The 26650-nt window shown below is 61.8% G+C and carries 20 protein-coding genes, 4 tRNA genes and 6 pseudogenes; 18 read left to right on the top strand and 12 right to left on the bottom strand.

The genetic code is table 11. The annotated features are described in order from the left end of the window. Positions 1-16: 16 nt before the first annotated feature. Entirely contained in the window at positions 17-1201 is a 1185-nt protein-coding gene (locus ACF2JD_RS18865; protein WP_440987968.1) for an aminoacetone oxidase family FAD-binding enzyme, read from the bottom strand. Positions 1202-1345: 144 nt separating this feature from the next. Further along, positions 1346-1870: a non-heme ferritin gene (gene ftnA, locus ACF2JD_RS18860; protein ID WP_005326403.1), complete on the bottom strand. Its 525-nt coding sequence runs from the start codon at positions 1868-1870 to the stop codon at positions 1346-1348. A gap of 54 nt (positions 1871-1924) precedes the next feature. On the opposite strand from ftnA, the gene ACF2JD_RS18855 reads away from it, so the two are divergent. After that, positions 1925-3565, top strand: a complete 1641-nt coding sequence (locus ACF2JD_RS18855) for a diguanylate cyclase domain-containing protein (protein ID WP_440987954.1) — start codon at positions 1925-1927, stop codon at positions 3563-3565. 14 nt (positions 3566-3579) lie between these two features. Here the strand turns inward: ACF2JD_RS18855 and fabV are convergent, their stop codons facing one another. Further along, complete coding sequence (fabV, locus tag ACF2JD_RS18850) at positions 3580-4767, bottom strand: enoyl-ACP reductase FabV (RefSeq protein WP_440987953.1); 1188 nt, start codon at positions 4765-4767, stop codon at positions 3580-3582. Between the two features lie 378 nt (positions 4768-5145). Between fabV and ACF2JD_RS18845 the strand changes: the two genes are divergently transcribed. Continuing rightward, on the top strand, positions 5146-5580 hold the full coding sequence (locus ACF2JD_RS18845) for a universal stress protein (protein WP_025325220.1): 435 nt from the start codon (positions 5146-5148) through the stop codon (positions 5578-5580). 192 nt (positions 5581-5772) lie between these two features. After that, positions 5773-6786, top strand: coding sequence for a tryptophan--tRNA ligase (trpS, locus tag ACF2JD_RS18840; RefSeq protein ID WP_440987952.1), 1014 nt, complete (start codon positions 5773-5775; stop codon positions 6784-6786). Here trpS and ACF2JD_RS18835 read toward each other — a convergent pair. Next, on the bottom strand, positions 6765-7724 hold the full coding sequence (locus ACF2JD_RS18835; RefSeq protein WP_234675793.1) for a LysR family transcriptional regulator: 960 nt from the start codon (positions 7722-7724) through the stop codon (positions 6765-6767). The genes trpS and ACF2JD_RS18835 overlap by 22 nt on opposite strands. A gap of 91 nt (positions 7725-7815) precedes the next feature. Here ACF2JD_RS18835 and ACF2JD_RS18830 point away from each other — a divergent pair, with 91 nt between their 5' ends. Both ACF2JD_RS18830 and ACF2JD_RS18825 read left to right on the top strand, forming a co-directional pair. Then, entirely contained in the window at positions 7816-8715 is a 900-nt protein-coding gene (locus tag ACF2JD_RS18830) for a DMT family transporter (RefSeq protein WP_234675795.1), read from the top strand. Next, positions 8700-8861 (top strand): hypothetical protein, encoded by a 162-nt coding sequence (locus ACF2JD_RS18825; RefSeq protein ID WP_005326376.1) that lies wholly within the window; start codon positions 8700-8702, stop codon positions 8859-8861. The genes ACF2JD_RS18830 and ACF2JD_RS18825 overlap by 16 nt, the downstream gene beginning before the upstream one ends. Before the next feature lie 115 nt (positions 8862-8976). Here the strand turns inward: ACF2JD_RS18825 and ACF2JD_RS18820 are convergent, their stop codons facing one another. Then, on the bottom strand, positions 8977-9453 hold the full coding sequence (locus ACF2JD_RS18820) for a DUF6314 family protein (RefSeq protein WP_440987967.1): 477 nt from the start codon (positions 9451-9453) through the stop codon (positions 8977-8979). A 42-nt stretch (positions 9454-9495) separates the two neighbouring features. On the opposite strand from ACF2JD_RS18820, the gene ACF2JD_RS18815 reads away from it, so the two are divergent. After that, the gene (locus tag ACF2JD_RS18815) at positions 9496-10350 is read left to right on the top strand and encodes a carboxylate/amino acid/amine transporter (protein WP_440987951.1); all 855 of its coding nucleotides are present in this window, start codon (positions 9496-9498) and stop codon (positions 10348-10350) included. A 6-nt stretch (positions 10351-10356) separates the two neighbouring features. On the opposite strand, the pseudogene ACF2JD_RS18810 reads toward ACF2JD_RS18815, so the two are convergent. Both ACF2JD_RS18810 and ACF2JD_RS18805 read right to left on the bottom strand, forming a co-directional pair. After that, positions 10357-11218 (bottom strand): annotated as a pseudogene (locus ACF2JD_RS18810) (GGDEF domain-containing protein). A gap of 70 nt (positions 11219-11288) precedes the next feature. Then, a complete protein-coding gene (locus ACF2JD_RS18805; RefSeq protein WP_440987950.1) occupies positions 11289-12002 on the bottom strand; it encodes a 3-deoxy-D-manno-octulosonic acid kinase in 714 nt (237 codons plus the stop codon). Between the two features lie 208 nt (positions 12003-12210). Here ACF2JD_RS18805 and ACF2JD_RS18800 point away from each other — a divergent pair, with 208 nt between their 5' ends. The 9 genes and pseudogenes from ACF2JD_RS18800 to ACF2JD_RS18760 all read left to right on the top strand — a co-directional run bounded on the left by ACF2JD_RS18800 (position 12211) and on the right by ACF2JD_RS18760 (position 20287). Continuing rightward, positions 12211-13278 carry a glycosyltransferase family 9 protein gene (locus tag ACF2JD_RS18800; protein WP_440987966.1) on the top strand — a complete coding sequence of 356 codons (1068 nt, stop codon included), beginning with the start codon at positions 12211-12213 and terminating at the stop codon, positions 13276-13278. A gap of 300 nt (positions 13279-13578) precedes the next feature. After that, the gene (gene gmk, locus ACF2JD_RS18795) at positions 13579-14205 is read left to right on the top strand and encodes a guanylate kinase (protein ID WP_440987949.1); all 627 of its coding nucleotides are present in this window, start codon (positions 13579-13581) and stop codon (positions 14203-14205) included. 79 nt (positions 14206-14284) lie between these two features. Further along, positions 14285-14560: a DNA-directed RNA polymerase subunit omega gene (gene rpoZ / locus ACF2JD_RS18790; RefSeq protein ID WP_005307060.1), complete on the top strand. Its 276-nt coding sequence runs from the start codon at positions 14285-14287 to the stop codon at positions 14558-14560. 135 nt (positions 14561-14695) lie between these two features. After that, positions 14696-16813: a bifunctional GTP diphosphokinase/guanosine-3',5'-bis pyrophosphate 3'-pyrophosphohydrolase gene (spoT, locus tag ACF2JD_RS18785; RefSeq protein WP_139745084.1), complete on the top strand. Its 2118-nt coding sequence runs from the start codon at positions 14696-14698 to the stop codon at positions 16811-16813. 46 nt (positions 16814-16859) lie between these two features. Then, positions 16860-16931 (top strand): annotated as a pseudogene (locus ACF2JD_RS22695) (tRNA (guanosine(18)-2'-O)-methyltransferase TrmH); the annotation flags it as partial. Between the two features lie 40 nt (positions 16932-16971). Then, the gene (gene trmH, locus ACF2JD_RS18775) at positions 16972-17697 is read left to right on the top strand and encodes a tRNA (guanosine(18)-2'-O)-methyltransferase TrmH (protein ID WP_440987948.1); all 726 of its coding nucleotides are present in this window, start codon (positions 16972-16974) and stop codon (positions 17695-17697) included. After that, positions 17697-18342, top strand: a pseudogene (locus ACF2JD_RS18770) (CatB-related O-acetyltransferase). The gene trmH and the pseudogene ACF2JD_RS18770 overlap by 1 nt, the downstream one beginning before the upstream one ends. Beyond that, positions 18335-19431 (top strand): annotated as a pseudogene (locus ACF2JD_RS18765) (alpha/beta fold hydrolase). Before ACF2JD_RS18770 ends, ACF2JD_RS18765 begins: the two co-directional pseudogenes overlap by 8 nt. Before the next feature lie 39 nt (positions 19432-19470). Beyond that, positions 19471-20287: pseudogene (locus ACF2JD_RS18760) on the top strand (Cof-type HAD-IIB family hydrolase). A gap of 66 nt (positions 20288-20353) precedes the next feature. Here the strand turns inward: ACF2JD_RS18760 and ACF2JD_RS18755 are convergent. The 5 genes and pseudogenes from ACF2JD_RS18755 to ACF2JD_RS18735 form a co-directional block, all read right to left on the bottom strand. Then, positions 20354-20790: pseudogene (locus ACF2JD_RS18755) on the bottom strand (ricin-type beta-trefoil lectin domain protein). 278 nt (positions 20791-21068) lie between these two features. Continuing rightward, positions 21069-21145: transfer RNA gene (locus ACF2JD_RS18750), tRNA-Pro, on the bottom strand. A 58-nt stretch (positions 21146-21203) separates the two neighbouring features. Beyond that, a tRNA-Leu gene (locus tag ACF2JD_RS18745) sits at positions 21204-21289 on the bottom strand. 20 nt (positions 21290-21309) lie between these two features. Beyond that, positions 21310-21385: transfer RNA gene (locus ACF2JD_RS18740), tRNA-His, on the bottom strand. Positions 21386-21434: 49 nt separating this feature from the next. Further along, positions 21435-21511 (bottom strand) — tRNA-Arg (locus ACF2JD_RS18735). 475 nt (positions 21512-21986) lie between these two features. On the opposite strand from ACF2JD_RS18735, the gene ACF2JD_RS18730 reads away from it, so the two are divergent. The 3 genes from ACF2JD_RS18730 to ACF2JD_RS18720 are packed head-to-tail and all read left to right on the top strand — an operon-like array spanning position 21987 to position 26557. Continuing rightward, positions 21987-22358 (top strand): hypothetical protein, encoded by a 372-nt coding sequence (locus tag ACF2JD_RS18730; RefSeq protein WP_440987947.1) that lies wholly within the window; start codon positions 21987-21989, stop codon positions 22356-22358. After that, positions 22355-23461 (top strand): efflux RND transporter periplasmic adaptor subunit, encoded by a 1107-nt coding sequence (locus ACF2JD_RS18725; protein ID WP_106885359.1) that lies wholly within the window; start codon positions 22355-22357, stop codon positions 23459-23461. Before ACF2JD_RS18730 ends, ACF2JD_RS18725 begins: the two co-directional genes overlap by 4 nt. A gap of 15 nt (positions 23462-23476) precedes the next feature. Beyond that, a complete protein-coding gene (locus tag ACF2JD_RS18720; RefSeq protein WP_106885360.1) occupies positions 23477-26557 on the top strand; it encodes a multidrug efflux RND transporter permease subunit in 3081 nt (1026 codons plus the stop codon). Positions 26558-26650 lie beyond the last annotated feature (93 nt).

Genomic DNA, 26650 nt, shown 5'->3' with positions numbered 1-26650 from the left:
TGAGAACGAAGGTTGGTCAGCAGTACTGGCCAGCCACCCAGCCCGATGACCAGGCCCACTGGAAGTTGTAGCCGCCGAGCCAGCCGGTCACGTCCACCACCTCGCCGACGAAGTAGAGACCGGGCACCTTGCGCGCCTCCATGGTCTTGGAGGAGAGCTCGTTGGTATCCACGCCCCCCAGGGTCACCTCGGCGGTGCGATAGCCTTCGGTGCCGTTCGGCAGTATCTGCCAGTCCCCCAGCAGGGTGGCCACCGCCTCCAGCTCCCGCTCGTTGTACTGACGCATCGGCTTGCTGTTGAGCTGCCCCAGCTCCACCAGCTTGTCGACGAAGCGCTTGGGCAGCTCGCGTCCCAGCACGGTTTTCAGCTCCTGGGCCGGGTGCGCCAGCGCCCAGGCCTTGAGGGCCGCCGCAATATCCAGCTCGGGCAGCAGGTTGATGTGGATCTTCTCCCCCGCCAGCCAGAAGGAGGAGATCTGCAGTATGGCGGGGCCCGAGAGGCCGCGGTGGGTGAACAGCATGGCCTCCTTGAAGCGGGTGCCATCCTCGGCGGTCACCGCCACCGGCAGGCTGACCCCGGCGAGATCGGCGAAAGCCTCTTTCTGCTCCTGATGCAGGGTGAAAGGCACCAGACCGGCGCGGGTGGGCAGCACTGTGAGGCCGAACTGCTCCGCCAGCTTGAAGCCGTAGGGGGTGGCGCCGAGTTTCGGCATGGAGAGGCCGCCGGTCGCCACCACCAGGGAGTGGCAACGGACCTCGCCCTTGCTGGTGTCGAGCAGGAAGCCGTCATCCGTCTTGCTGACGGAGAGGATCTCGGTCTGGCACTGCAGGGTCACTCCGGCCCAGTCACACTCGGTGAGCAGCACCTCGACTATCTCTTTGGCGCTCTCGTCACAGAACAGCTGACCCAGGGTCTTCTCGTGATAATTCACCCCGTGCCTGTCCACCAGATCGATGAAGTCCTGCTGGGTGTAGCGCGCCAGCGCCGACTTGCAGAAGTGCGGATTGCCGGAGAGGAAGGCGTGGGGACCGGCCTGATGGTTGGTGAAGTTGCAGCGACCGCCGCCGCTGATGAGGATCTTGCGGCCCGGCTTCTTGGCGTTGTCCAGCAGCAGCACGGTTCGCCCCCGATAACCGGCCTGAGCCGCACACATCAAGCCGGCCGCCCCGGCCCCGATCACCACCACATCAAACTGCTTCATCATCACGCACCCATCAAAAGAAAAACGGCCCCTGGCCAGAACCGAGATTGCCTCTGGCGGAACACCACGTTGGTTGCGCATCAATCGAAAACGGCCCACAAGGGGGCCGTATTGTACTGGCGCAGCACTAAGTGTCCACGACTATCAGGCGTTGCCGTCCATGATGCTGGCAGGGGCGCCCTTGGCCAGCTCGGCCAGCTCCTTGTCGATGAAGTAGAGACCCTTGCCATCCTCGCCCACCAGCGACAGACGATCGACGATGCTCTTGAACAGCTTCTCCTCTTCGTGCTGCTCGGCCACGTACCACTGCAGGAAGTTGAAGGTGGAGTAGTCCTGGGTGGTGAATGCCACATGGGCCAGGCCGTTGATGCACTTGGTGATGTGGAACTCGTGCTCCAGGGTGGTGCGGAAGATGTCCCCCAGCGAGTTGAACTCGTGGGGAGGCGCATCTATGGCCCCCAGCAGCGGCATGCCGCCGGTTTCGCTCACGTAGGTGAACAGGCGCTCCATGTGCTGGCGCTCCTCGGCGGCATGCTTGCGCAGGAAGGTGGCAGCCCCTTCGAAGCCCTTGTCCTCGCACCAGGCGCTCATCTGCAGGTAGAGATTGGAGGAATAGAATTCAAGATTAATCTGCTCGTTCAACTTCTCGATCATGGCTTTGGCCAACATGATGATTCTCCACTGTGATTTGGTCACGATTGTCGCCACACTCCCGCCAGAGCAGTGTTCCATGCCAGAGCCCTTGCCCAGGCCGCCCTGGGGCGCTACCAGCAGGCTTTGCTGGACAACGCCCGCGCCCGCGGGCTGGCCAGTGCCCAGCAAGAAAGCCAGCGCCTGCTCGACTTCAGATTGCAACAGATAGCCCTGACCCTGGATACCGAGGCCCCCGAGCAGGCCCTCCAGCTGCTGACCCAGCTCAGACCGGCCGTCCTGGGACATGTCCAGCAGGAGTCCGAGTGGCATGCCCTCAATGGCCTCGCCCTCTACCGTACCCAGCAGATGAAGGAGGCGATCGCCGAGCTCAAGACCGCCTTCCAGCTCAAGCAGAAAGGACCCAGAAGCACACTCTCCACCCTGCAGTGTGCCCGCCTGATGATGACCCTTGGCAACCTCTATGCCGATCTCAACCTCCACCGGGAGGCCGAGAGCTACTATCAGGATGCCCTCGGACAGATGGTGCGACTGAACGAACCCAACAGTCAGGCCATCATCCGGGCCAACATGGCGCGGCTCTACATCGACATGGCGCGCCCCGATCGGGCGAGCGAGCTGCTCGATGCCCTGCTGGCCACCCCCGGGCTCTCGCCCCACTATCGCGCCATCGTCCTCGGCTACAGGGCCATGGTGTTCAACGCGCAGCGAGACTGGCACTCGGCCTGGCAGAGCCTGGAGGAGGCGCAGGCCATCTATGAGGGGCTGGGTTATCCCCATGCCGCCTCACGGCTGACCGAGATCCGGGCCAGAACCCTGCAGGGACGGGGGGAGACCCAGCTGGCCTTGCAATTGCTGACGACCCAGCCAGGCCCGGTCAGCATAGAGGGCAAGGCGATGCAGGCCAGGCTGCTGGCAGATCTGGGACGCTACCCCGAGGCCTATGGTGTCATGACCCGCTACATGCAGCACTACAGGCAGCACTTCAATCAGACCCTGAGCCAGCATGCCGCCGCCTTCCAGGTCGAGATGGACCTGGCCCGCAGCGAGGCCAGCAACCTGGCGTTGCAGCAGGAGAACGAGAACAAGCGCCAACAACTGCTGTATCAGCAGAGCGCCCGCTACTACCAGCTGATGCTGGTCGTCCTGCTGGCTGGCGCCCTGATCCTGCTCGGGCTCACCACCCACAGGTTGCACCGCAGCTCGCGCCACCTCTACAAGCTCGCCACCTTCGATCAGCTGACCGGGCTGCCGAACCGCCGCGCTTTGCTGGAGCAACTGGAGCAGCAGTGGCAGCTGGATGCGCCACTGACCCTGCTCATCATCGACATCGACCACTTCAAGCAGATCAACGACAGGCACGGCCACCAGACCGGGGACCAGGCCATACGGCAGCTGGCCCGGGAACTGAAGAGCTGGGCACCTGACCTGCAACAGGTCGGGCGTTGGGGGGGAGAGGAGTTTCTGGTGGCCATGACGCAGGACGGCGCCACCTGCTGGCGGCTGGCCGAACAGCTGAGAAACCGGATCGCCTACCTGGCCGCCCCCCACATGACCATCAGCATAGGGGTGGCGGAGCGCTCACCGGACGATGACAGCCTCAGCCAGCTGATCCACAGGGCCGACATGGCCATGTACCAGGCCAAGCGTCAGGGGCGCAACCAGACCATACTAGCCCCGGCCCCCAACCAGCCAGCCTGCAACGTCGCCTGAGACAGGCACCTGACTCAGGGCAGCAGCTCGGTCAGGGAGGCGACATCCACCGGCGCCCCATAGTCGACGCCGGGCAGTTCGAAGCCATTGAGCTCCATGAAGTCCTGGCGCAGCCCGGCGAAGTCCCCCAGGGCGTGGAAGTTGTCCGGCGTCACCTTGGGCCAGAGCGCCGAGACGGCGGACTGAATGGCCGGGTCCAGCTCGTGGTCATCCATCCGGATCAAGCGGTTGCCGTCGGCCACCACCCCATGGGGCCCGTACATCTTGGCGGCAAACAGCCGCTGCATCTGCTCGATGCAGCCCTCGTGCACGCCCCGCTCCTTCATCACCCCCATCAGCAGGCCCAGATAAACCGGCAACACAGGAATATAGGCGCTCGCCTTGGTCACCAGCGCCTTGCACACCGACACCCAGGCATGACCGCCGAGCTCGGCCAGCTGCAGGTTGATGGTCTCGGCGGTGGCGTGCAGGTGCTCCTTGGCGTAGCCGATGGTGCCGTCTCTATAGAGGGGATAGGTGGATTCAGGGCCAATGTAGGAGTAGGCGACTGTCTGCACGCCTGGGGCCAGACAATCGGCCTGCTGTAACGCCTGTAGCCAGAGCTGCCAGTCTTCGCCCCCCATCACTGTGACTGTGTCGCGGATCTCCTCAGGAGTGGCGGGAGACAATGACTGCTGCACCAGGGTGTCCTGCTCCAGATCCAGCCCCCAGCCACTGAAGGGCTGGCCGGTGGTCTTGAGCACCGAGCGCACCTGGCGACCATCCGGCAGCACCCGGAGGCCGCTCGCCAGGGAGTAGACCACCAGATCCACCTGCCCCAGCTGCTGGCGGATGCAGTCGATGGCCTGCTGGCGCAGGGCGTCCGAGAAGGCATCGCCGATCAGGTTGATGGCGATGCGTCCCTCCAGCTCCGCCGCCTGGCGAAACCAGATGTTGTTATACCAGCCCGCGCTGCCGAGCCCCTTGTCGGAGGGCCCGCGCTCGAACGAGATGCCCAGGGTGTCGGCGCCGGCACCGAAGGTCAGCGCTATGCGCGACGCCAGCCCGAAGCCGGAGGAGGCCCCCAGCACCAGCACCCGCCTGGGCCCGTTGAAGGGACCCGCCGCCTTGACGCTGGCGATCTGTTGCTGCACGGCGGTGCGGCAGCCGATGGGATGGCAGTTGCGGGCCACGCAGCCCTGGATCTGGGGATGAATAATCATGAGAGACCTCCGCTTGAATTGGCTACAGCATAGCCATGACGGAGCAGATTACCTTGATATAAAGGGGGTCGGAGCAGAGAAAGGAAGGTAGAAAAACAAGAGGGAGCACAAGGCTCCCCAAAGCGTTATTCAGATGCTTTTTGTTGTGTTGTGTTCATTGCGAAGCACGGGCACATCCTATTCCCCTCCCTAGGTCGGGGCAATAGAGCGGCTGTGATCGGCTTCAAACTCCTGTTCAAAATATGTGCGACTCTTTATCCGCAATGGCAACCAGGGAGTACGGGCCTGCCATGGAAATCCTGAAACTGTGGTGACATCGCCGTTTTAGTTTCAGCGGACATTGGTATAGTGAACCCAGGATCAGTGAGGAGAATTCCCATGAGTGGAACCTATTACAAGCACATACTGGCGGCGATCGACCTGTCGGAAGACAACCGCAAGGTGATCGACAAGGCGGTCGACCGGGCCCGTTCCAATGGCGCCAAGCTGTCGGTGATCCATGTGGACGTGGACCTCAAGGATCTCTACACCGAGATGATCGATATCGACATCGACAACGTGCAGGATCAGGTGATCGCCGAAGCGAAAGAGAAGCTGGAGGCCTTCCTCGCCTCGGTGGACTACCCCATAGAGAAGAAGCTGGTGATCTGCGGCGATCTGAGCGAGCGGGTCAATCAGGCGGTCAAGGATTACCAGATAGACCTGCTGGTGTGCGGCCACCGCCAGAGCTTCTGGAGCCTGCTCACCTCCAGCGCCCGCCAGCTGATGAATACGGTGCCCTGCGATCTGCTGGTCGTGCCCTTGCAGAAGTGATCAAACAGGCGTAGCTTGATTTGCCATGAACATGACCATCGTCAATCACAACTACTGGTGGTGCTGCTTATAAACAGGCGGCACTGCTTTTCTATGTAATTTTTCCCAAAGAAAACACCGTGACCGCCGAGAGGCGGTCATTGTTTTCATCCCTTTGTCGCCTCCCGGCCCACCCCAACTGGAGAGAGTGACATGTACAACCCCGTTATCCTGACCGGCGATCGCCCCACCGGCAAACTGCACATAGGCCACTACGTCGGATCCCTGCGCCAGCGCGTCGAGGCCCAGCACCATTACCGTCAATTTGTGATGATCGCCGATCTGCAGGCGCTGACCGACAACGGTCACAACCCGGCCAAGGTGACAGATCACGTGCTGGAGGTGATGGCCGACTATCTGGCAGTCGGCCTGGATCCTGCCAAGACCACCTTCTGCCTGCAGAGCGCCCTGCCCGCCCTCGCCGAGCTCACCACCTATTACCTCAATCTGGTCAGCGTCGCCCGGCTGGAGCGCAACCCCACCGTCAAGGCGGAGATCCAGCAAAAAGGGTTCGAACGCAGCCTGCCGGCCGGTTTTCTGGTCTATCCCGTCAGCCAGGCCGCCGACATCACCGCCTTTCGCGCCACCCATGTGCCGGTGGGCGAGGATCAACTGCCCATGCTGGAGCAGACCAACGAGATAGTGCGCCGCTTCAACGCCCTGATGGGCAAGGAGGTGTTGACCGAGTGCCAGCCGATCCTGAGCGACACCGGCCGCCTGCCCGGCATAGACGGCAAGGCCAAGATGTCCAAGTCCCTCGGCAACACCATAGAGCTCGGCATGTCGGCGGACGAGATCAAGCAAGCGGTGTTCGCCATGTATACCGACCCCAACCACCTCAAGGTGAGCGATCCGGGCCAGGTGGAGGGAAATACGGTGTTCGCCTATCTGGATGCCTTCCACCCGGACAAGGCGCTGGTGGCCGAGATGAAGGCCCACTACCAGCGCGGCGGGCTGGGCGACATGCGCTGCAAGCAGGTGCTGAACGACTGCCTGCAGACCCTGCTCGCCCCGATGCGGGAGCGCCGTCAGGCGGCCATCGCCGACAAGGAGAAGCTGCTGCGCCTGTTGCAGCAAGGCACGCTGCAGGCCCGTGCGCTCACCGACGAGGTGCTGGCGGAGGTAAAAAGCGCCATGGGACTGGATTACTTCGCCGGGTTGCGCTGAGTCGGCGCCCCCAGCGCGTCTGCACCGTAGCGCTCGAAGGCGAGCCGGTGCAGCAGCCCCTTGAACCAGCCGATCGCCTCGTCGTGGGCGGTGAGCGGGTGGCCCGCCATCAGGTAGACGATGGGAATGGCGGGCTCCAGCTGATGCAGCCGCAGCGGGTAGTAGCGGCAGAAGTGGCGCCCTATCATCTCGGGCACCACCACCAGGTAGCGGCCGGTCGCCATCAGCTGCGGCACCGCCATGAAGCTCGGCAACCTGACCCCCAGCTCCCGCGCCACCCCGAAGCGTGCCAGCCAGAGATCCACCATGGCCTGGCTGTGCCCCCAGCTGGAGGTGTGGATGTGGGGGCGGCTCACCAGCTCGTCCGGCCCCAGTTCATCGGGCAGCTCGCTGCCGAGCGGCGACAGGCAGACCAGGGGATTGCTGAACCACTCCTCGCGCCACAGGCGGGGGGAGAGATGGTTGGCGCCGGCGAAGCCGATCACCAGATCCAGCTCCCCCTTCTCCAGCTCCCGCTCATAGTCGCTGTCCGCCAGCTCGCACACCTCCAGCCTACAGTGGGGTGCCTGCTGGACCATGCGCTCCACCAGGGTCGGCACCAGGCCGTGCTCCACCGAGCCCGGGGTGGCGATGCGAAACACCCGCTGGGCGCTGGCGGGCTCGAATCCCTTGGCCTGGCGCAAGCCCTGCTCCAGCATGGCCAGCGCCTGGCGCACAGGGCCGGCCAGGGCCTTGGCCCGCTCGGTCGGCATCATCTCCCGCCGGCTCATGACGAACAAGGGATCATCCAGCGCCTGGCGCAATCGCCCCAGGGCGTGGCTGACGGTGGACTGGGAGAGGTGGAGCCGCTCCGCTGCACGGGTGACGTTTCGCTCCTGCATCAGCATGTCGAACACATTGAGCAGGTTGAGGTCGAGGCGGGAGAGGGGGAGTTCCATCGATATTGGCCATAGTTGAATGACGACAATTCATTTTTGGCATAGTAGCAGATTGCATAGAATGCGCGGGCGAATTACATCGGAGATTAACATGCGTAGCTATCTGTTATTGCTGGCGATAGGCCTGTTGTGGGGCTCCCAGTTCATTTTCATGCATCAGGCCGTTACCGAACTGCCCCCCATCATGGTGGCGGCCGGTCGCGCCCTGTGCGGCAGCCTGACCCTGGGTCTGCTCTGCCTGTTCATGCGCCTCAAGAGCGAGCACACCCCCTGGCGTACCTATATGCTGATCGCCCTGCTCGATGCCACCATCCCCTTCATCATGGTGGCCTGGGGTCAGCAGTATGTGGACAGCGCCATCGCCGCCGTGGTCATGGGTTGTATCCCCTTTGTGACCATTCTGGCTGCGCCCCTGTTTATTTCTGGTGAAAGAATCACCAAGGGCGGTCTGCTCTCCGTGGCCATCGGCTTCGTCGGCGTGCTGGTGCTGTTCTGGCCCAAGCTGGCCAACGGCATGAACGCCGGTCTGCTCGGTGCCGTGGCCATACTGTTCGGCGCCAGCTGCTTCGCCATCGGCCTGCTGATGATCAAGCGCTTCGCCAAGGACCACCCCGTGGTAGTGGCCCGCAACATACTGATCTCGTCAGCCATCCAGCTGCTGCTGGCCGCGCCCTTCGTCACCGATCTGAGCGCCCTCACCCTGCCGAGCCAGCAGGCCATAGGCGCAGTGACAGTGCTGGGGGTCTTCTGTACCGGTCTGGTCTACTTCCTCTACATGGCGCTGATCCAGAAGGCGGGCCCGACCTTCGCCTCCTTCAGCAACTACCTGGTGCCGCTGTTCGGCGTCATGCTGGGTGCCCTCTTCCTCGGCGAGCAGGTGCACTCCACCACGGCCGTGGCACTGGCGCTGATCCTGGGTTCGGTCGCCCTGAACCAGTGGGCACAGCAGCGTCGTGCCCGTCGGGAGGCCAGCCTATGTCAGGCATCCTGACCACATTGTGCGGCGGTCTGGTGCTGATAGCCGGTTGGCAGTATCGCCACCGGCTGGCCGGACTGCTCGGCCTGCTGATGCTGACCCTGCCCTGGTTCTTCGACAGCAAGCTGCAGGCCATGCTGAGCTATGCCCTGAATGCCTGAATGCCTGAATGCCATCTCTGAATGTGTGACGAGAGTGTATCTCTCCTGTTTTTGGGACCGTTTTTAAAAAAACCTCCGATTTGTCCCCGCTACCGGCGCTCTGCGCCGGTTTTTTTTATGCCGGTTTCCCGCCCTCCGACCAGTAGCGGTAGCTGAGCCGCTCGTTCTTCCGTGGCCCCCTTATCTCCCAGCCCAGCAGAAAACCGCCGCCGGTCTGCGTCAGCTCGGCGCTGTAGTGATCCTGACCGCACAGGTGCGCCTCGGCGGTGAGCCAGCGGCCATCCCCCTGGGGCAACAGCTCGAACAGCAGCACCGGCGCCTGGTGGCGCAGGTGGGAGAGGCGGATCCCCCGCTCGCCGTGCTGCCACCAGAAGCTGTTGTGCATGGTGAGCACCCGGCCATGGGGCGTGGTATATCGCCCCTGCTCCGTAAAGAGCCAGCCACCCTGATGATCGGTCACCCGCACCTCTCCCTCGCCACGGCCGTTCCAGTCGGTCGCGGAACCCGCCCCGTTGCTCGCCTCGAAGGCAAAAGCGCCGATCTGTGGCAACTGCTCCCATAAACGCTGGATCGCGCTTTCCAACTCGGCCATCATAGCGCCCTCCAAATTGACAACTGACGACAATTCAATCACATGAACTACTTGATAGGGGTTACCCTGCTCTGGTCCTTCTCCTTCAGCCTGATCGGGGTCTACCTCGCCGGCCAGGTGGACGCCTACTTCTCGGTGCTGACCCGCATCGCCCTCGCCAGCCTGGTGTTCCTGCCCTTCCTGCGCCGCCGCTGGCTGCGCCCCGATCTGGTCATCAAGCTGATGGCACTCGGCGCCATACAGCTCGGCATCATGTATCTGTTCTATTACCACTCCTTCCTGCTGCTGACGGTGCCGGAAGTGCTGGTGTTCACCATCTTCACCCCCATCTACGTCACCCTGATCCACGATCTGCTGGAGGGGCGCTTCAAGCCGACCTACCTGTGGGGGGCGCTGCTGGCGGTGCTGGGAGCGGCCGTCATCCGCTTCGACGGCCTGACCGAGAGCTATGTGATGGGGTTCCTGGTGGTGCAGGGGGCCAACCTCTGCTTCGCCCTGGGCCAGGTCGGTTACAAGGTGCTGCTGGCCCGAGAAGCGCAGCAACCGCCCCAGCTGGCGGTGTTCGGCTGCTTCTATCTGGGGGCCCTGGTGATCGCCCTGCCCGCCTGGTGGCTGCTGGGCCAACCGCAATACCCGACGAGCGGATTGCAGTGGGGCATACTGCTCTGGCTGGGGGTGGGGGCATCCGGGCTCGGCTACTTCCTGTGGAACAAGGGCGCCACCCTGGTCAGCAGCGGCGTGCTAGCCATCATGAACAACGCCCTCATTCCGGCCGGTCTGCTGGTCAACCTGGTGCTTTGGGGCAAGGATACGGATCTGTTCAGGCTCAGCCTCGGCGCCCTGCTGATGCTGGCCTCGCTCTGGGTCTGCCAGCGTGACAAGCGCAGCCAACCCTGACCACACTTAGCCGACGACGGTGTTGCGCTCCCGTCTGGCCTGACCGTGACAGCTGGCCAGCCGGGCCAGCAGATGATCGAGCTGCTCGCCGGTCTGGCTCTGCACCAGGCCGATGCTGACGGTGACCGGCCGCTGGGACAGCAGGCTGGCGTCGGCAATCTCGAGGCGCAGCCGCTCGGCGATCTCCAGCGCACTCATCCGCTCGGTCTGGGAGAGCATCAGGATAAAACCGTCCTCATCCCAGCGGGCGAAGGGATCTTCCCCGCCGCAGTTCGTGGCGCACGATACGCGCCAGCTTGGCCAGCATGGCGTCGCAGGCCGCTTCGCCAAACAGCTGCTGGATTTTGGCCATGTGATCGACGGAAAACTGCAGCAGGCTGAAGCTGCCGCTCTCGGTCGCCAGCCGCTCTTCAAGCAGTTGCTCGAAACGGCCACGACTCTCCAGCCCGGTCAGCGGATCGGTGCCATGTCGCTCCTCCACCAGCACATGGCCGCATCCAGATGGCGCACCACCCCCAGCAGATGGCCCCCTCGTCACGGCGCATCCGCTCTTCCAGCCGGATGTAGTGACCCTGATGGTGCAGAATGCGGTATTCGAGGCGCAGACCGCTGCTGCGCCCGCTCTGGCAGGCGAGCAGGGCATCTTCCAGCCGGGCAAAATCATCGGGATGCACCCGATCCAGCCAGCCGAGATCATCCGCCCAGCTATCTCCCAATCCCAACAGGCGCAGGCAGGAGGGATCACGCTGCAGTCCATGTTGGCCGACCAGGTCCAGATCCCCGCCTCCAGCAGCGCCATGGCATCAGACAGCAGACCCGGATCAAGCCGGGCCGTCACATCGACCAAAGGTGTCTTGAGCATTTCCATCGTGCGCCTCGAAACAGGATCTGAATACCTGCTCAATAAGTAACATTGGCGTTCACGCCGAGCAACAGGGTCAGAGCGCTTTTCCCTGATACCCGTTCATCAAGGCCTGCCAGTTCTCCGGCACGAAATGGAAGCTGGTATGCAGCTGGGACTCTTTGCTGAAGGAGCGCTGCAGCCGCTCCAGATTGGCCTGCTGCCAGTTGCCGGGGGAGCGGATAGCCCCCTTGTCAAAATCGATCACCCACACCTTGCCCTCCTTGTCGAGCAGCAGGTTGTGGCTGTTGAGATCGGCGTGATAGACCCCTGCCTCGTGCAGCCGGCGCACCGTCTGACCCACCCTGTGCCACACCTCGTCGGTGAGCGGCCCCTGCTTGAGCAGGGCCACCAGATCCTTGGCGCCGCGGATGCGCTCGATCAGGATGTCGGCGCGATAGAAGGGCCCCTGCTTGACCATGCGGGCCGCGAATGGCCGTGGCACCGGCAAGCCCTGCTCGCTCAGCTGGGCCAGCAGACGGTATTCGGCCATGGCGCGGCTCGATTCGACCCCTTCGAACCAGAAGCGATCCCGTACCAGCTTGCCCACAATGCCGCCGCGATAATAGTGGCGCAGCACCAGGTGGCGCGACTCATCCTTCACGAACCAGGTCACCCCGCGACCTATGGCGGAGCCCACCACCTGCCGATGGGTCTGCCACCAGGCCGGATCGAACAACGCGGGGGAAGGGTCGCGGAAGGCGCCTTCGGCATACCAGCAGATCTGGTTGTGTTCGGTCTGTACTCGCATCGTGGAGATCCCGCTCGGTGGGTCATGTATTCCGGCGATGAGGCTGCGCTCTGGCATGCCCGCAGGCCTTTTATCAGCGACGTGCAGGGACAGGTTATGGCACTGGGCCCGGCACGATCCTGCTGACGATTGTGCCGGTCGGGCAGCTGGCGCAATTTTACAATCCACAAGGGAGTTTGCATAATGCCATCCATCCATTTTGCCACCATTGCGCCACATCATGCCGCTGTTCCAAACGCCGCCCTCCTCTATCTGCATCCTGCGGCTCTCCGCCATCGGGGATTGCTGCCATGCGCTGGCGCTGGTGCGCGTCATCCAGCGGGAGTGGCCCCAGACCCGCATCACCTGGATTACCGGCAAGATAGAGGCGACCCTGTTTGCCGATCTGCCCGGGGTCGAGGTGATCCCCTTCGACAAGAGCAAGGGCTGGCGTGGCTATCGCGACCTCTGGCAGACCCTCAAGGGTCGCAGGTTCGATGCCCTGCTCCACCTGCAGGCGGCCCTGCGGGCCAGCATCGCCACCCTCGGCATCAGGGCCAAGATCAGGCTCGGGTTCGACAAGGAGCGGGCCAACGACGGCCAGTGGCTGTTCACCAACCATCAAGTGCCGTCCCCCGCCTCCCCCCATGTGCTGGATGGCTTTCTCGCCTTCGCCAAAGAGCTTGGCATCCAGGATCTGACCCCGGACTGGCAACTGCCCATCAGCGCCGAGCATCAGGCCTGGGCCAGGGAGAAGATAGACGGCAAACCGACCCTGCTCATCTGCGCAGCCGCCAGCAAGGCGTTCAAGAACTGGACCGCCGAAGGCTATGCCGCCCTGGTGGATCACGCCGCCAGCAAGGGGTTTCAGGTCTATCTCTGCGGCGGGCCGGCCAAGCTGGAGCGGGATCTGGCCGCCGACATCCAGCGCCTGAGCCAGAGCAAGCCGGTGGATCTGGTGGGGCAGACCAATCTCAAGCAACTGCTGGCGCTTATCAAGGAAGCCAGCCTGGTGCTGGCCCCCGATACCGGCCCCACCCACATGGCGACCCTGGTGGGCACGCCGGTGATCGGCCTCTACGCCCATCACAACCCGGATCGCACCGGCCCCTATCTGTGCCGCGAACACGCGGTCAGCGTCTATCAAGAATTGATCGAGCAGGAGACCGGCAAGCCGCTGGCGGCGCTCGACTGGCGTACCCGCCTCAAGGATCCTGACGCCATGCGCAAGATAACCAGCGAACGTGTCATCGCCGCCTTCGATCGGCTCTGTGCCGAGCGCCAGCTGCCGGGCTGAGGGGCAACTCGGAAATTCCGAGCCCTGAGGCAGGGATAATCTGATGGCCCAAGCCGGGTGCCGGGGGCAGAATAGCGGCCGATGTGGGTAACGCTCCCGCAGCAAGCAACGAATACTTTGATCGGCTGGAATATGATTCCGGCCGTTTTTTTATCCGCCCCCATCTGCTAACATTCGCCGCCTTTACAACCTCCCGACTCAAGAATTTCCCGCGTTTTGCGAGCGACTGTCTCCCTTTCGGGCACATGACGGCAGCCTCTGCTACAACCAAAACACGGGTCATCGCTTAAAGGTACAGACATGGCGCAACAAGGCACTCTCTATATCATCTCCTCCCCGAGCGGGGCCGGTAAGTCCAGCCTGCTCAATGCCTTGCTGACCCAGCACAACGACGCCGGCAAGATGCAGCTCTCCGTCTCCCACACCACCCGCGCCACTCGCCCCGGCGAAGAGCACGGGGTGCACTACCACTTCGTGCAGGTGGAAGAGTTCAAGACGCTGATCGAGCGCGGTGATTTTCTGGAGTGGGCTGAGGTGTTCGGCAACTACTACGGCACCTCCCGCGCCGCCATCGAGGCCTGTCTGGCCCGGGGCATCGACGTCTTCCTCGACATCGACTGGCAGGGCGCCCGCCAGATCCGCGAGCAGATGCCAACCAAGTCCATCTTCATCCTGCCTCCGAGCCGGGAGGAGCTGGAGCGCCGCCTGATCGGCCGCGGCCAGGACAGCAGCGAAGTGATCGCCGGCCGGATGGCGAAAGCCATTGCCGAAATGGTGCACTACGACGAGTATGACTATGTCATTATCAATGAAGACTTTGAGCAGGCGCTGTTCCAGCTCAGGGCCATCATAGAGTGCCAGCGGCTGGAATTGCGCCAGCAGCAGCAGGCCCAACAAAACTTGCTGCAACAGCTACTGGCAGAATAGGCCAAAAACAAGTAAACTTTTGCGTCATTTTTAAACACTGCTTTTTCAAACACAGAAAGCCCAAACACTGGAGTCCTGCATGGCACGCGTTACTGTAGAAGATGCTGTAAAACAGGTAGGTAACCGTTTTGACCTGGTGCTGGTCGCCGCACGCCGCGCCCGTCAAATCGCGGTACAAGGCAAAGATCCCCTGGTCGACGAAGAGAACGACAAGCCGACCGTGATCGCCCTGCGCGAGATCGAACTGGGTCTGGTCAACAACCAGGTGATGGATACCCAGGACCGCTACGAGCAGCAAGAGCAGGAAGCCGCCGAGCTGGCTGCCGTTGCTGCCATCGCCGAAGGCCGCGGTTAAGTCAGTTATTTCTCATAGTCGGCGCCCGCCCGGGTGCCGACTGTTCTTCCCATTTACAACCGCTCGAAAACCTCGCAAACTCGAGGGCATACCCTCAATTCCACGGATTGTCGTTTCACCGCTGCGGGGACTGTCTTGTATTTATTTGAAAACCTTAAAGAAATAGCCAGTTCCTACCTGCCTTCAGAGCAGGTTGAGAAGCTCAGGCAAGCCTATGTGGTGGCACGTGACGCTCACCAGGGACAGATGCGTTCCAGCGGCGAGCCCTATATCACCCACCCGGTTGCCGTTGCCCGCATTCTCGGCGACATGCGACTCGATCACGAAACCCTGATGGCCGCCGTGCTGCACGACGTCATCGAAGATACCCCGGTCACCAAGGACGATCTCGCCGAACTGTTCGGCAACGCAGTCGCCGAGCTGGTATCCGGCGTCTCCAAGCTCGACAAGCTGAAATTCCGCGATCGCAAGGAAGCCCAGGCCGAAAACTTCCGCAAGATGGTGATGGCCATGACCCAGGACATCCGGGTCATCCTGATCAAGCTCGCCGACCGCACCCACAACATGCGCACCCTCGGCTCACTGCGGCCGGACAAGCGTCGCCGCATCGCCCGGGAAACCCTCGAGATCTTCGCCCCCATCGCCAACCGCCTCGGCATTCACACCATGAAGAACGAGCTGGAAGAGCTGGGCTTCGAGGCGCTCTATCCCATGCGTTCACGGGTGCTGCGGGAATCGGTGCGCCGCGCCCGCGGCAATCGCCGCGAGATCATCGACTCCATCGAGAGCGAGATTGAGGGTCGCCTGCGCGAGGCCGGCATAGATGCCCAGGTCAGCGGTCGCGAGAAGAATCTGTTCTCCATCTACAACAAGATGGAGAAGAAAGAGCTGCAGTTCCATGAGGTGATGGATATCTACGCCTTCCGCGTCAGGGTGAAGGACATAGACACCTGTTACCGGGTGCTTGGGCAGATGCACAGCCTCTACAAGCCGCGCCCCGGCCGCTTCAAGGACTACATCGCCATTCCCAAGAGCAACGGCTACCAGTCCCTGCACACCTCGCTGGTGGGGCCACACGGGGTGCCGGTGGAGGTGCAGATCCGCACCGAGTTCATGGATCAGATGGCCGACAAGGGCGTCGCCGCCCACTGGGCCTACAAGCAGGATGGCGACAGCTCGGGCACCACGGCCCAGATCCGCGCCCAGCGCTGGATGCAGAGCCTGCTGGAGTTGCAGCAGAGCGCCGGCAGCTCCTTTGAATTTATCGAAGGGGTCAAGACCGACCTCTTCCCGGACGAGATCTACGTGTTCACCCCGGAGGGCCGCATCATGGAGCTGCCCGCCGGCGCCACCCCGGTGGACTTCGCCTACACGGTGCACACCGACATCGGCCACGCCTGCGTCGGCTCCCGGGTCGACCGTCACCCCTACCCCCTCAGCAGTCCGCTGCATTCGGGCCAGACGGTGGAGATCATTACGGCGCCGGGCGCCCGCCCCAACGCGGCCTGGCTCAACTTCGTGGTGACCACCAAGGCGCGCTCCAAGATCCGCCAGTTCCTCAAGAACCTGCGCACCGAAGAGTCGGTGGTGCTGGGCCGTCGCCTGCTCAACCATGCCCTCGGCGCCAAGAACATCGAAGACATACCCGAGCCGCGCATCAAGCAGGTGCTGGCCGACACCAAGCACGAGAACCTGCAGGGCCTGCTGGCCGACGTGGGGCTGGGCAATGCCATGAGCGTCATGGTGGCCCGCCGCATGCTGGGTGACGAGTTGCCGCCGGAAGAGCAGCCAAAATCCAGCAGCAAGAAGATGCCCATCAAGGGGGCCGACGGCATGCTGGTCACCTTCGCGAACTGCTGTCGTCCGATCCCGGGGGATGCCATCATCGCCCACATCAGCCCGGGCAAGGGACTGGTCATTCACCAGGAGTCCTGCCGCAACATCAAGGGCTACAGCCGCGAGCCGGACAAGTACCTGCCGGTGCAGTGGGAAGTGGACAAGGATCAGGAACAGGAATTCCGCACCGGCATCAGCATCGAGATCGTCAACCACCAGGGTGCCCTGGCGGAGCTGGCCAACGTGATTGCCGCCACCGGCGCCAACATCCACGCCATCAGCACAGAAGAGAAGGATGGCCGGGTCTATCTGGTCACCCTGCTCATCACCACCAAGGGCCGTATCCACCTTGCCAACATCATGCGCAAGATCCGGGTAATGCCCAATGTGCTCAGGGTGAGTCGACAGAAGAACTGATCACACAGGCGGCGCGAGCCGCCTGATGCTTTTATAGAGACAAGCCATGACCCCCGAACGCTTCAAGCGGATTTCCGACATGCTGGCTCAGCGCCAGCTCGACCTGACCGTCTGCATGCACGGGAAGAGTGCACAAGCCTCACTGCATAGAAACCGATATGACTCCTGAACGCTTTAAACGGATCTCCGACATGCTGGCCCAGCGCCAGCTCGATTTAACCGTCTGCATGGAAGAGGTCCACAAGCCTCACAACCTGGCCGCCATAGTACGCACCGCCGATGCCATAGGCATTCACCGGGTCCACGCCGTCTGGCCCAAAACCTGGATCCACAAGCGCAAGGGCACCGCCCGCGGCAGCCAGAACTGGGTCGACGTCAAGCTGCACCCGGACATAGGCAGCGCAGTGGCCGAACTGAAAGCCTCCGGCATGCAGATCCTGGCAACCCATCTCTCGGAGAGCTCGGTGGACTTTCGCGCCATCGACTACACCAAACCGACTGCCATCCTGGTGGGCCAGGAGAAGCACGGCATCGGAGAAGAGGCGCTGGCCCTGGCCGATCACCATATCGTCATCCCCATGGTGGGCATGGTGCAGTCCCTCAACGTCTCCGTGGCCGCCGCCGCCATCCTGTACGAAGCCCAGCGCCAGCGCGAGCTGGCCGGCTGCTACCAGCGCGGCTGCCCGCTCGACCTGGAGGAGCAGAACAGCATACTGTTCGAGGGGGGCTACCCCATCTATGCCCAGCTCTGCAAAGAGAAAGAGATGCCTTATCCTCAGCTCGGCCCGGCCGGCGAGATCCTGGCGGACGAGGACTGGTGGCAACGGATGCAGCTGACCCGCAAGGGATGGGCCGCACAACAGGAAGATCCCCTGGAGGAGTGATGGAGAACCCTTTTGGCAGCTGGCTGGAATCCCAAATCATCCGGGATCACCTGACCAACCCGAACATAGAGGCCGGCGACTACAGCTACTACTCCGGCTATTACCACGGCAAGCCGTTCGAGGATCACTGCGTCCGCTACCTGCTCGGCGATGGCTCGACCCGCGACACCTGGGAGAGCGGCCTCTGGGGCGAGGTGGATCGGCTGATCATCGGCAAGTTCTGCTCCATCGGCTCGGGCGCCACCTTCATGCTGGCGGGCAATCAGGGCCACCGGCTGGATTGGGTCTCCACCTTCCCGTTCAACCCCGACACCTTTGGCGAAGGGGCCCGCAGCGGCTTTCTACGCAAGGGGGACACCCGGATTGGCAACGATGTCTGGATCGGCTCGGAAGCGATGATCATGCCCGGCATCACCATAGGTGATGGCGCCGTCATCGCCACCCGCGCCGTGGTGACCAAAGATTGGCCCCTTACACCATAGTCGGTGGCAACCCGGCCCTTCCGCCGTCGCTTTAGTGATGAGCAATCCCATGCTGCAAGAGATGCAGTGGTGGGACCACGCCTCGCTTGCAAGCCGCATGGCGCTGCTCTGCTCGGGGGATATCGCCGCCCTTTATCACCATTGGCAACAGGAGTGTGCCTGATGAAACCCTCTCTCTTTCCCTGTTGGCCCTGACCCTGTTTTCTGCCGGAGCCCTTGCCGTGACCAATACCTATCAACTGACCACGGAAGCCGAAGTCCCCGCCCTCCATCAACAGACCCTGCCCGACTTCTGGCGCGACCATGCCGTCGAAGGGGAGTTCAAGGGCAAGGACGGGGTGACCATCCGCTATGCCGCCCTGCGCCAGGCCAAGGTGGACAGAGCCATACTCCTCGTCAACGGCCGGGTCGAGAGCTACCTCAAGTATCAGGAGCTGGCCTGGGATCTGTGGCGCCAGGGCTATAGCCTCTACCTCATCGACCATCGCGGCCAGGGGCTGTCGGATCGCCTGCTGGCCGACAAGGAGAAGGGCTATGTCGCCGACTTCGACGACTATGTGCTGGACCTGAAGCAGTTCCATGACGACGTCATACTGGCGGACAAGCCTGCCAAGCTGTTCCTGCTGGCCCACTCCATGGGCGGCGCCATCTCGGCCCGCTATCTGGAGCGCTGGCCGGACGACATCAAGGCGGCCGTGCTCTCCTCCCCCATGATGGGCATCAACCTCGGCGGCCTGCCCAAGTGGCTGGCCCAGGGACTGGCGGCCACCATGGATACGGTCGGCAGCTGGTGGGGCGAGCCCCCCTATGGCCCGGGCCAGGCCGGTTATGTTTCCCATGGCTTTGCCGATAACGGCTGAGCCACAGCGAGTCCCGCTATCAGGCCTTCCGCCAAATCTACGAGCAGCACCCGCAGATCAAGCTGGGTGGCGCGACCGCCCACTGGATTTATCAGGGGATCAAGGCCGGGGATGCCGCCATCGCCGATGCGGGCGCCATCAAAACCCCGCTGCTGGTGCTGCAGGCTGGCAACGACAGCGTGGTGGACAATGCCGCGCAGGATCGCTTCTGCACCATTGCCAAGTGCGAAGGGGGCAAGCCGCTGCGCATCGAGGGTGCCTGGCACGAGCTGTTTATCGAATCCGATGACAAGCGCCAGCCCGCCCTGACCGCGATGGTCGACTTTTTTCGCCCGCTTCTGAGCTGGCTATTTTTTGTAACCCTAAATAAATGGGGTGACAGTGCGGGCTAAGGTAAACTGCCCCTGTTTTCAATCGATGCCGAGGTAATGATGTTCAAGGTAGTTGTATCCGATCTCGATGGCACCCTGCTCAACAAGCAGCACCAGATCTCTCCCCGCACCCGGGATACCCTGCACCGCCTGGTAGAACAAGGTGTGAAATTCGTGGTGGCCACCGGCCGTCATCACGTGGATGTGCGCAGCTTCCGCGATGCGCTGGGGATGGACATCTACCTCATTACCTCCAATGGCGCCGTGGTCCATGACAAGCAGGATCAGCTGATTTTCAACCAGCCGCTGCCGACCGAGATCGCCGCCGAACTGATTGCGCTGGAGCGCGACCCCTCTATCCACCTCAATGTCTATCAGGGTGATGACTGGGTGGTGGAAGAGGAGCTGCCCTGGCTGCTGCAGTTCCATCGACGAGTCAGGCTTCACCTACCGCCTGGTCGATGACCTGAAACAGGAACCGAAAGAGCAAGATCAACAAGGTGTTCTACATCGGCGAACACGAGAAGTTGCTGCAGATAGAGGCTGAGCTCAACCAGCGTTATGGTGATCGAGTCAACGTCACCTTCTCCCTGCCGGATTGCCTCGAGGTGATGCACGCCGGGGTACACAAGGGCAATGCCGTGCGCGCCGTGCTGGAGCAGCATGGGCTTGAGATGTCCCAGGCTGTCGCCTTCGGTGATGGCATGAACGACTTCGAGATGCTGAGCATGGTGGGCCGGGGTGTGGTGATGGGCAACGCCCATGATCGTCTCAAGCTTGCCCTGAGCGAACACGACAGACCCTCACCTCCGATGAAGATGGCGTCGCCGTCTATCTGGAGAAGCTGTTCGAGCTGGAGAGCGTCAGCGCAGCCTGAGCCTCTTGCATATCCACATCAGGGCCCCTGCGATGGCGCCTATGGGTATCCCTATGCCACCCAGCCTCACCATCCGCTGAGACCAGGTTTTTTCAGGCGTTCCAGCAGGCTGCCGGTCGGCTGCCAGCTGAAGCTCTGGTTGGCCCCGCCGTAGCAGTCGGCCAACCGCAGCGGCACGTGCCGGCTCTGTGGCGGCGACCGGCCACATCCAGACAGCGGTGAGACCTTGCTGTTGAACAGCCTGTCCCCCTGCCACTGCCATTGCCTGCTGTCATCCTGGCACTCGGCCAGCATCAGCTCGCTGTCACCCCCTTGGCCACCAGGCAACCCTGCAGCTGCAAGGCTCCCCAGCATCCCAGCTGAACAGCTGGCGGGCGTCTTTTCACAAGGCTGGGTGTGCAGCTGATTCTGGTCATGGAGCCACGCAGAAGCCGCCGCCGGTTACCAGCGGTCAGCAAGGGGGCAATACGCTCCTGCCTGGGGGCAATGGAGCCCATCATCATATCGGTCAGGATGGCGGCTTGCAAGGCACAGCCGCCGAGCAGCAACGCAGCCAGCGGCGAGTGTATCGGATGTGAAGGGGCATTTTGTGATGCATGGCCTGTGTCTGAATGGGTCGCGGGTGTCCACTTGTCAGTGGGTCTGCGGCTGCAGCATAACCGAAAGGGCGAGACAGTGCCCTGCAAAATGTAAACAGACGTAACAGCGGGTTACCTGCGGCAGCAGGATGGCAAATACGACAGAAAGCAAAAAACCCCGCCGAAGCGAGGTTTTCAGAATGTGGTCGGTGATAAAGGATTCGAACCTTTGACCCTCTGGTCCCAAACCAGATGCGCTACCGGGCTGCGCTAATCACCGATGGGTATTTCCAAAATACAAAGATGACCATGTGGTCATCCTCGTCATACAGCAAGTATGGTGCGAAGAGAGGGACTCGAACCCTCACACCCGGGGGGCACTAACACCTGAAGCTAGCGCGTCTACCAATTCCGCCACCTTCGCATACCTGACAAGCTGTAAAATGGGGTGGCTGATGGGGCTCGAACCCACGACAACCGGAATCACAATCCGGGACTCTACCAACTGAGCTACAGCCACCACAGCTGTTTTGTTCCACAACAACGCCCGCTTAACTGGCGCACTTTGATGGTGCGCCCGACAGGATTCGAACCTGTGACCTCTGCCTCCGGAGGGCAGCGCTCTATCCAGCTGAGCTACGGGCGCTACGCTGTCGAACGGGGCGCATTATTGATGATGGCGCCCACCTTGTCTACTCTTTTTTTATCCCCACGGTTCAAGTGTTTGTTTTTCAATCTTTTCGTGCACTTTTATACCTTTCTTCAGCCATTCGGCCAAAAATGTTCTCACTCGGCCCGCTTTTGGCTCCCCCACATAGCAATCCGAATGATGGGCAAAACTTGACTTGCTTTCCTGCCCACCTAGAATGAATGAACGTTCATTCAATCGAAAGTGAGTCTGATCCCGTCATGGATAAAAAAGAACGCATTTTCGATGCGGCCCATGAAGTACTGGGTGAACGGGGTTTCATGGTCTTCCATTGCCGAAGTTGCCAAGAAAGCCAAGTTGCCAGGCACCATCTATCGCTACTTCAGCGACAAGGATGACCTGATCCGCCAACTCATCAGCACACCATCTCAGTGTCATCCCATGGTCATGGAAGATGTGCAGATAGATAAAGGTGTCATTCGGCAATTTCGCCAATTATGGCTCAATATCGACGCCATCTTTGTCAGCGAACCCAACGCTACTGAAATGCAAATTGCAGTACGAAAGTTCCCCGCTGGGGCAGAATTGGAGCCAATCCGGTCATCAAGGCCGCCTGGGCCCCGCTGGAGCGTTTCTTCGAACAGGGACGTTGGAACAGGGTCTGTTTATCGATTTGCCCGTTCGGGTGCTGCAGGCCCTGAGCCTGAGCTGCGTGGTCAACCTGGTACAACAACGCCAGGCTCACGAATTTGAGTTGACGCAAGAACAGTTGGAGACGGTCATCCGGGCCAGCTGGAATGCCATTTTAAACCCTAATTATTCCATTACAGGAGCCTGTTCATGAAAAAGTGGATGGCCATCATGTTGCTGATAGCACTCGCCCTGTTCGGCAGTGTCATCGGCTTCAATATGTTCAAGCAGAAGAAGATTGCAGAGTTCATGGCCAATCGACCCGAGCCCGAGTTCCCGGTGACCGCCATGGTGACCAAGGCGCAAGACTGGGTCCCCACCATAGAGGCGATCGGCTTCATCGAGCCTAACCAGGGGGTCACCCTTTCCAGTGAGCTGGCGGGCACCATAGACAAGATCAGCTTCGAATCCGGGGCTCAGGTCAAGGCGGATCAACTGCTGCTGAGCCTGGACTCCAGCGTGGAGAAGGCCAACCTGAACGCCTCCCAGGCCAGGCTGCCTGCGGCTCGTGCCAAGTTCGAGCGCTACCAGAACCTGTACCAGAAGAACTCCATCTCCCGGGATCAGCTGGATGATGCCGAAGCGGCCTATCGCTCACTGGAAGCGGACATCGACAGCCTGAAGGGCACCATAGCCCGCCGCGAAGTCCGCGCCCCCTTCGGTGGCGTCGTGGGTCTGCGCAACGTATTCCTCGGCCAGTACCTGGAACCCGGTACCGAGATAGTGCGGCTGGAAGACACCAGCGTGATGCGCCTGCGCTTCACCGTGCCCCAGACCGACATCTCCAAGATTTCCCTCGGTCAGACCGTCAAGATCAACGTGGATGCCTACCCCCAGACCCAGTTTGACGGCCAGATCACCGCCATCGAACCAGCCGTCAACTACCAGAGCGGCCTGATCCAGGTGCAAGCCAACATCCCGAACAACGACGGTCAGCTGCGCTCCGGCATGTTTGCCCGCGCCAGCATCATATTGCCCACGGTGAAAGACCAGATTGTGATCCCGCAGTCTGCCATCTCCTTCACCCTCTATGGCGAGAACGTCTACGTCATTCACGAGGCAGACGGCGTGAAACGCGCCAAGCAGGTGGTGGTGAAGGCGGGTGAGCGTCGCGGCAATGATGTCCATGTGTTGTCCGGCATCAAGGCTGGCGATCAAATCGTGCTGTCGGGTCAGGTTCGCCTGAGCAACGATACCAAGGTGCACGTGGTCGAAAACGATGCCCTTGCCGTTCCGGCACAAACCCCGATGCTGTAAGCGCGGAGATCTGCGATGCGATTTACTGACATATTCATAAAACGGCCGGTGCTGGCGATCTCGCTCAGCTTCCTGATAGCTCTGCTGGGCTTCCAGGCCATCTTCAAGATGCAGGTGCGGGAATATCCCGAGGTGATCAACACCGTCATCACGGTCAACACCAGCTACTATGGCGCCAGCTCGGATCTGATCCAGGGCTTCATTACCCAGCCTCTGGAGCAGGCGGTCGCGCAAGCCGACAATATCGACTTCATGACCTCCTCCAGCCAGCTGGGCAGCTCCACGGTGACGGCCTACATGAAGCTGAACACCGACCCCAACGCCGCGCTGTCCGACATCCTGGCCAAGGTCAACTCGGTGCGCTCCCAGTTGCCCAAAGAGGCGGAAGACCCTTCGGTCACCTCCTCCACGGGTTCCACCACTGCGGTGCTCTACATGGGCTTCACCAGCCCTGAGCTGAACTCCAGCCAGATCACCGACTACCTGGAGCGGGTCATCAAGCCCCAGCTGTTCACCGTGGGCGGGGTATCCAAGGTTGACCTCTACGGCGGGGTCGAGTTTGCCCTGCGGGTGTGGCTGGATCCGGCCAAGATGGCCGCCTTCGACCTGACCGCCAGCGACGTGATGACTGTGCTCAACAGCAACAACTATCAGTCCGCCACCGGTCAGGCCACCGGCTATTTCACCCTGTTCAACGGCAATGCCGAGACCCAGGTCAGCAATACCGACGAGCTCAAGCGTCTGGTGGTAGCGACCCGGGATGGCAAGGTGATCCGCCTCTCCGACATCGCCAAGGTGTCGCTGGAGAAGAGTCACGACATCTATCGCGCCAGCGCCAACGGCCGTGAAGCCGTGGTCTTGGCCATCAATGCCGCGCCGACCGCCAACCCCATCAACATCGCCCACGATGTGCTGGAGCTGCTGCCAAGCCTGAAGAGCAACATGCCGAGCACCATGCAGGTCAACATCCTGTATGACTCCACCATCGCCATCAACGAGTCCATCCACGAGGTCATCAAGACCATACTGGAAGCGGCCGCCATAGTACTGGTGGTGATCACCCTGTTCCTCGGCTCCTTCCGGGCCGTCATCATCCCGATCATCACAATACCGCTGAGTCTCATCGGCGTGGTGATGATGATGGACATGTTCGGTTTCTCCATCAACCTGATGACACTGCTGGCCATGGTGCTCGCCATCGGTCTGGTGGTGGATGACGCCATAGTGGTGCTGGAGAACGTCGATCGTCACATCAAGGAGGGGGAAGAACCCTTCAGGGCCGCCATCATAGGCACCCGGGAAATCGCGGTGCCCGTCATCGCCATGACGGTGACCCTGGCTGCGGTGTACGCGCCTATCGCCCTGATGGGGGGCATCACAGGCTCCCTGTTCAAGGAGTTCGCGCTGACCCTGGCGGGGGCCGTGTTCGTCTCCGGCATCATAGCCCTGACCCTGTCCCCCATGATGTGCTCCAAGATGCTCAGGGCCAACGAGACCCCGAGCAAGTTCGAGAGCACTGTGCATCACCTGCTGGATCGGATGACGGCCCGCTACGACAGCATGCTGCATGCTGTCATGCAGCACCGCATCGTGGTCATACTGTTCGCCGTCATAGTGTTCGGCAGCCTGCCGTTGCTGTTCAAGTTCATCCCGAGCGAGCTGGCCCCGTCCGAGGATAAGGGCGTCATGGCCGTGCTGGGGACGGCACCGTCCAATGCCAACCTGGACTACATCGAAAACACCATGGCGGATGTGAACAAGGTGCTGGATGACCAGCCCGAGATCGCCTACTCCCAGGTATTCTCCGGGGTGTTCAACGCCAACCAGGCCTTCGGCATCGCCTCCATGGTGCCCTGGAGCCAGCGTGAGGCGAGCCAGAAAGAGGTGCTGGATCGGGTGGCCGGTCTGGTGAAGGACATCCCCGGGATGGCCATCACCACCTTCCAGTTCCCCGAGCTGCCAGGTGCCTCAAGCGGTCTGCCTATCCAATTCGTCATCACCACCCCGAACAGCTTCGAGAGCCTGTTCCTGATCGCGGGTGAGATGCTGGCGGCGACCCAGGCCAACGGCCAGTTCGTCTATTCGGATCTCGATCTGAACTACGACTCGGCCACCATGAAGATCAGCATCGACAAGGACAAGGCGGGTGCCTACGGCATCACCATGCAGGACATCGGCACCACCATGGGCACCATGATGGCGGACGGTTACGTCAACCGGATCGATCTGGATGGCCGCTCCTACGAGGTGATTCCGCAGGTGGAGCGCAAGTACCGCCTCAACCCCGAGTCCATCAAGGGTTACTACGTGCGCGCCGCCGACGGCAAGTCGATCCCGCTGGGCAGCCTGATCAAGATTGAGGTGGTTGGCGAGCCCCGCGCCCTGCCCCACTTCAACCAGCTGAACTCCGCCACCATAGGCGCCGTACCGGCACCTGGCGTGGCCATGGGGGATGCGATCAACTGGTTCAAGGCCACCGCCGAAGAGAAGCTGCCGCAAGGCTATCGCTACGACTTCATGGGGGAAGCCCGCCAGTTCGTGACCGAGGGCAATGCGCTCTACGCCACCTTCGCCCTGGCCCTGGCCATCATCTTCCTGGTGCTGGCCATCCAGTTCGAGTCGGTGCGTGACCCCCTGGTGATCATGGTGTCGGTACCCCTTGCCATCAGCGGGGCCCTGATTGCACTGGCATGGGGCCTGGCCACCATGAACATCTACTCCCAGGTGGGCCTCATCACCCTGGTCGGTCTGATTACCAAGCACGGTATTCTGATCTGCGAGGTGGCGAAGGAGGAGCAGCTGCTGCACGGCATGAACCGGATGCAGGCCGTGATGCAGGCTGCCAAGGTGCGTCTGCGTCCCATCCTGATGACCACGGCGGCCATGATAGCCGGCCTGATCCCGCTGCTCTATGCGGCTGGTGCGGGCGCGGCCCAGCGCTTCAGCATCGGCATCGTCATAGTGGCGGGTCTGGCCATAGGCACCCTGTTCACCCTGTTCGTGCTGCCGGTGATCTACACCTTCCTGGCCTCGGAGCACAAACCGCTGCCGGAATTCGACGAGTCCATTCCGGCCAAGGCGAAAGGAAACCATTGATCCTCAGCCAACAGCAACAAGGCCCCGAAAGGGGCCTTATTTTTATCCATTTGATGGCACACGACATGAGTCCATGAAGCAGTTAAACTAGGT

The organism is Aeromonas ichthyocola (genome assembly GCF_046087985.1).
Classification (GTDB): domain Bacteria; phylum Pseudomonadota; class Gammaproteobacteria; order Enterobacterales; family Aeromonadaceae; genus Aeromonas; species Aeromonas rivipollensis.
Note: the sequence above shows the minus strand (reverse complement) of the source record. Positions and strands in the feature narration are given on the sequence as shown.

What these genes read in the sequence shown, in the direction of transcription:
- ACF2JD_RS18865 (WP_440987968.1), bottom strand. Translation starts at nt 1,201, where the DNA reads ATGAAGCAGTTTGATGTGGTGGTGATCGGGGCCGGGGCGGCCGGCTTG.
- gmk (WP_440987949.1), top strand. Translation starts at nt 13,579, where the DNA reads ATGGCGCAACAAGGCACTCTCTATATCATCTCCTCCCCGAGCGGGGCC.
- ACF2JD_RS18815 (WP_440987951.1), top strand. Translation starts at nt 9,496, where the DNA reads ATGAACTACTTGATAGGGGTTACCCTGCTCTGGTCCTTCTCCTTCAGC.
- trpS (WP_440987952.1), top strand. Translation starts at nt 5,773, where the DNA reads ATGTACAACCCCGTTATCCTGACCGGCGATCGCCCCACCGGCAAACTG.
- ACF2JD_RS18725 (WP_106885359.1), top strand. Translation starts at nt 22,355, where the DNA reads ATGAAAAAGTGGATGGCCATCATGTTGCTGATAGCACTCGCCCTGTTC.
- ACF2JD_RS18805 (WP_440987950.1), bottom strand. Translation starts at nt 12,002, where the DNA reads ATGCGAGTACAGACCGAACACAACCAGATCTGCTGGTATGCCGAAGGC.
- ACF2JD_RS18845 (WP_025325220.1), top strand. Translation starts at nt 5,146, where the DNA reads ATGAGTGGAACCTATTACAAGCACATACTGGCGGCGATCGACCTGTCG.
- ACF2JD_RS18825 (WP_005326376.1), top strand. Translation starts at nt 8,700, where the DNA reads ATGTCAGGCATCCTGACCACATTGTGCGGCGGTCTGGTGCTGATAGCC.
- rpoZ (WP_005307060.1), top strand. Translation starts at nt 14,285, where the DNA reads ATGGCACGCGTTACTGTAGAAGATGCTGTAAAACAGGTAGGTAACCGT.
- ftnA (WP_005326403.1), bottom strand. Translation starts at nt 1,870, where the DNA reads ATGTTGGCCAAAGCCATGATCGAGAAGTTGAACGAGCAGATTAATCTT.
- ACF2JD_RS18720 (WP_106885360.1), top strand. Translation starts at nt 23,477, where the DNA reads ATGCGATTTACTGACATATTCATAAAACGGCCGGTGCTGGCGATCTCG.
- trmH (WP_440987948.1), top strand. Translation starts at nt 16,972, where the DNA reads ATGACTCCTGAACGCTTTAAACGGATCTCCGACATGCTGGCCCAGCGC.
- fabV (WP_440987953.1), bottom strand. Translation starts at nt 4,767, where the DNA reads ATGATTATTCATCCCCAGATCCAGGGCTGCGTGGCCCGCAACTGCCAT.
- ACF2JD_RS18835 (WP_234675793.1), bottom strand. Translation starts at nt 7,724, where the DNA reads ATGGAACTCCCCCTCTCCCGCCTCGACCTCAACCTGCTCAATGTGTTC.
- ACF2JD_RS18830 (WP_234675795.1), top strand. Translation starts at nt 7,816, where the DNA reads ATGCGTAGCTATCTGTTATTGCTGGCGATAGGCCTGTTGTGGGGCTCC.
- ACF2JD_RS18820 (WP_440987967.1), bottom strand. Translation starts at nt 9,453, where the DNA reads ATGGCCGAGTTGGAAAGCGCGATCCAGCGTTTATGGGAGCAGTTGCCA.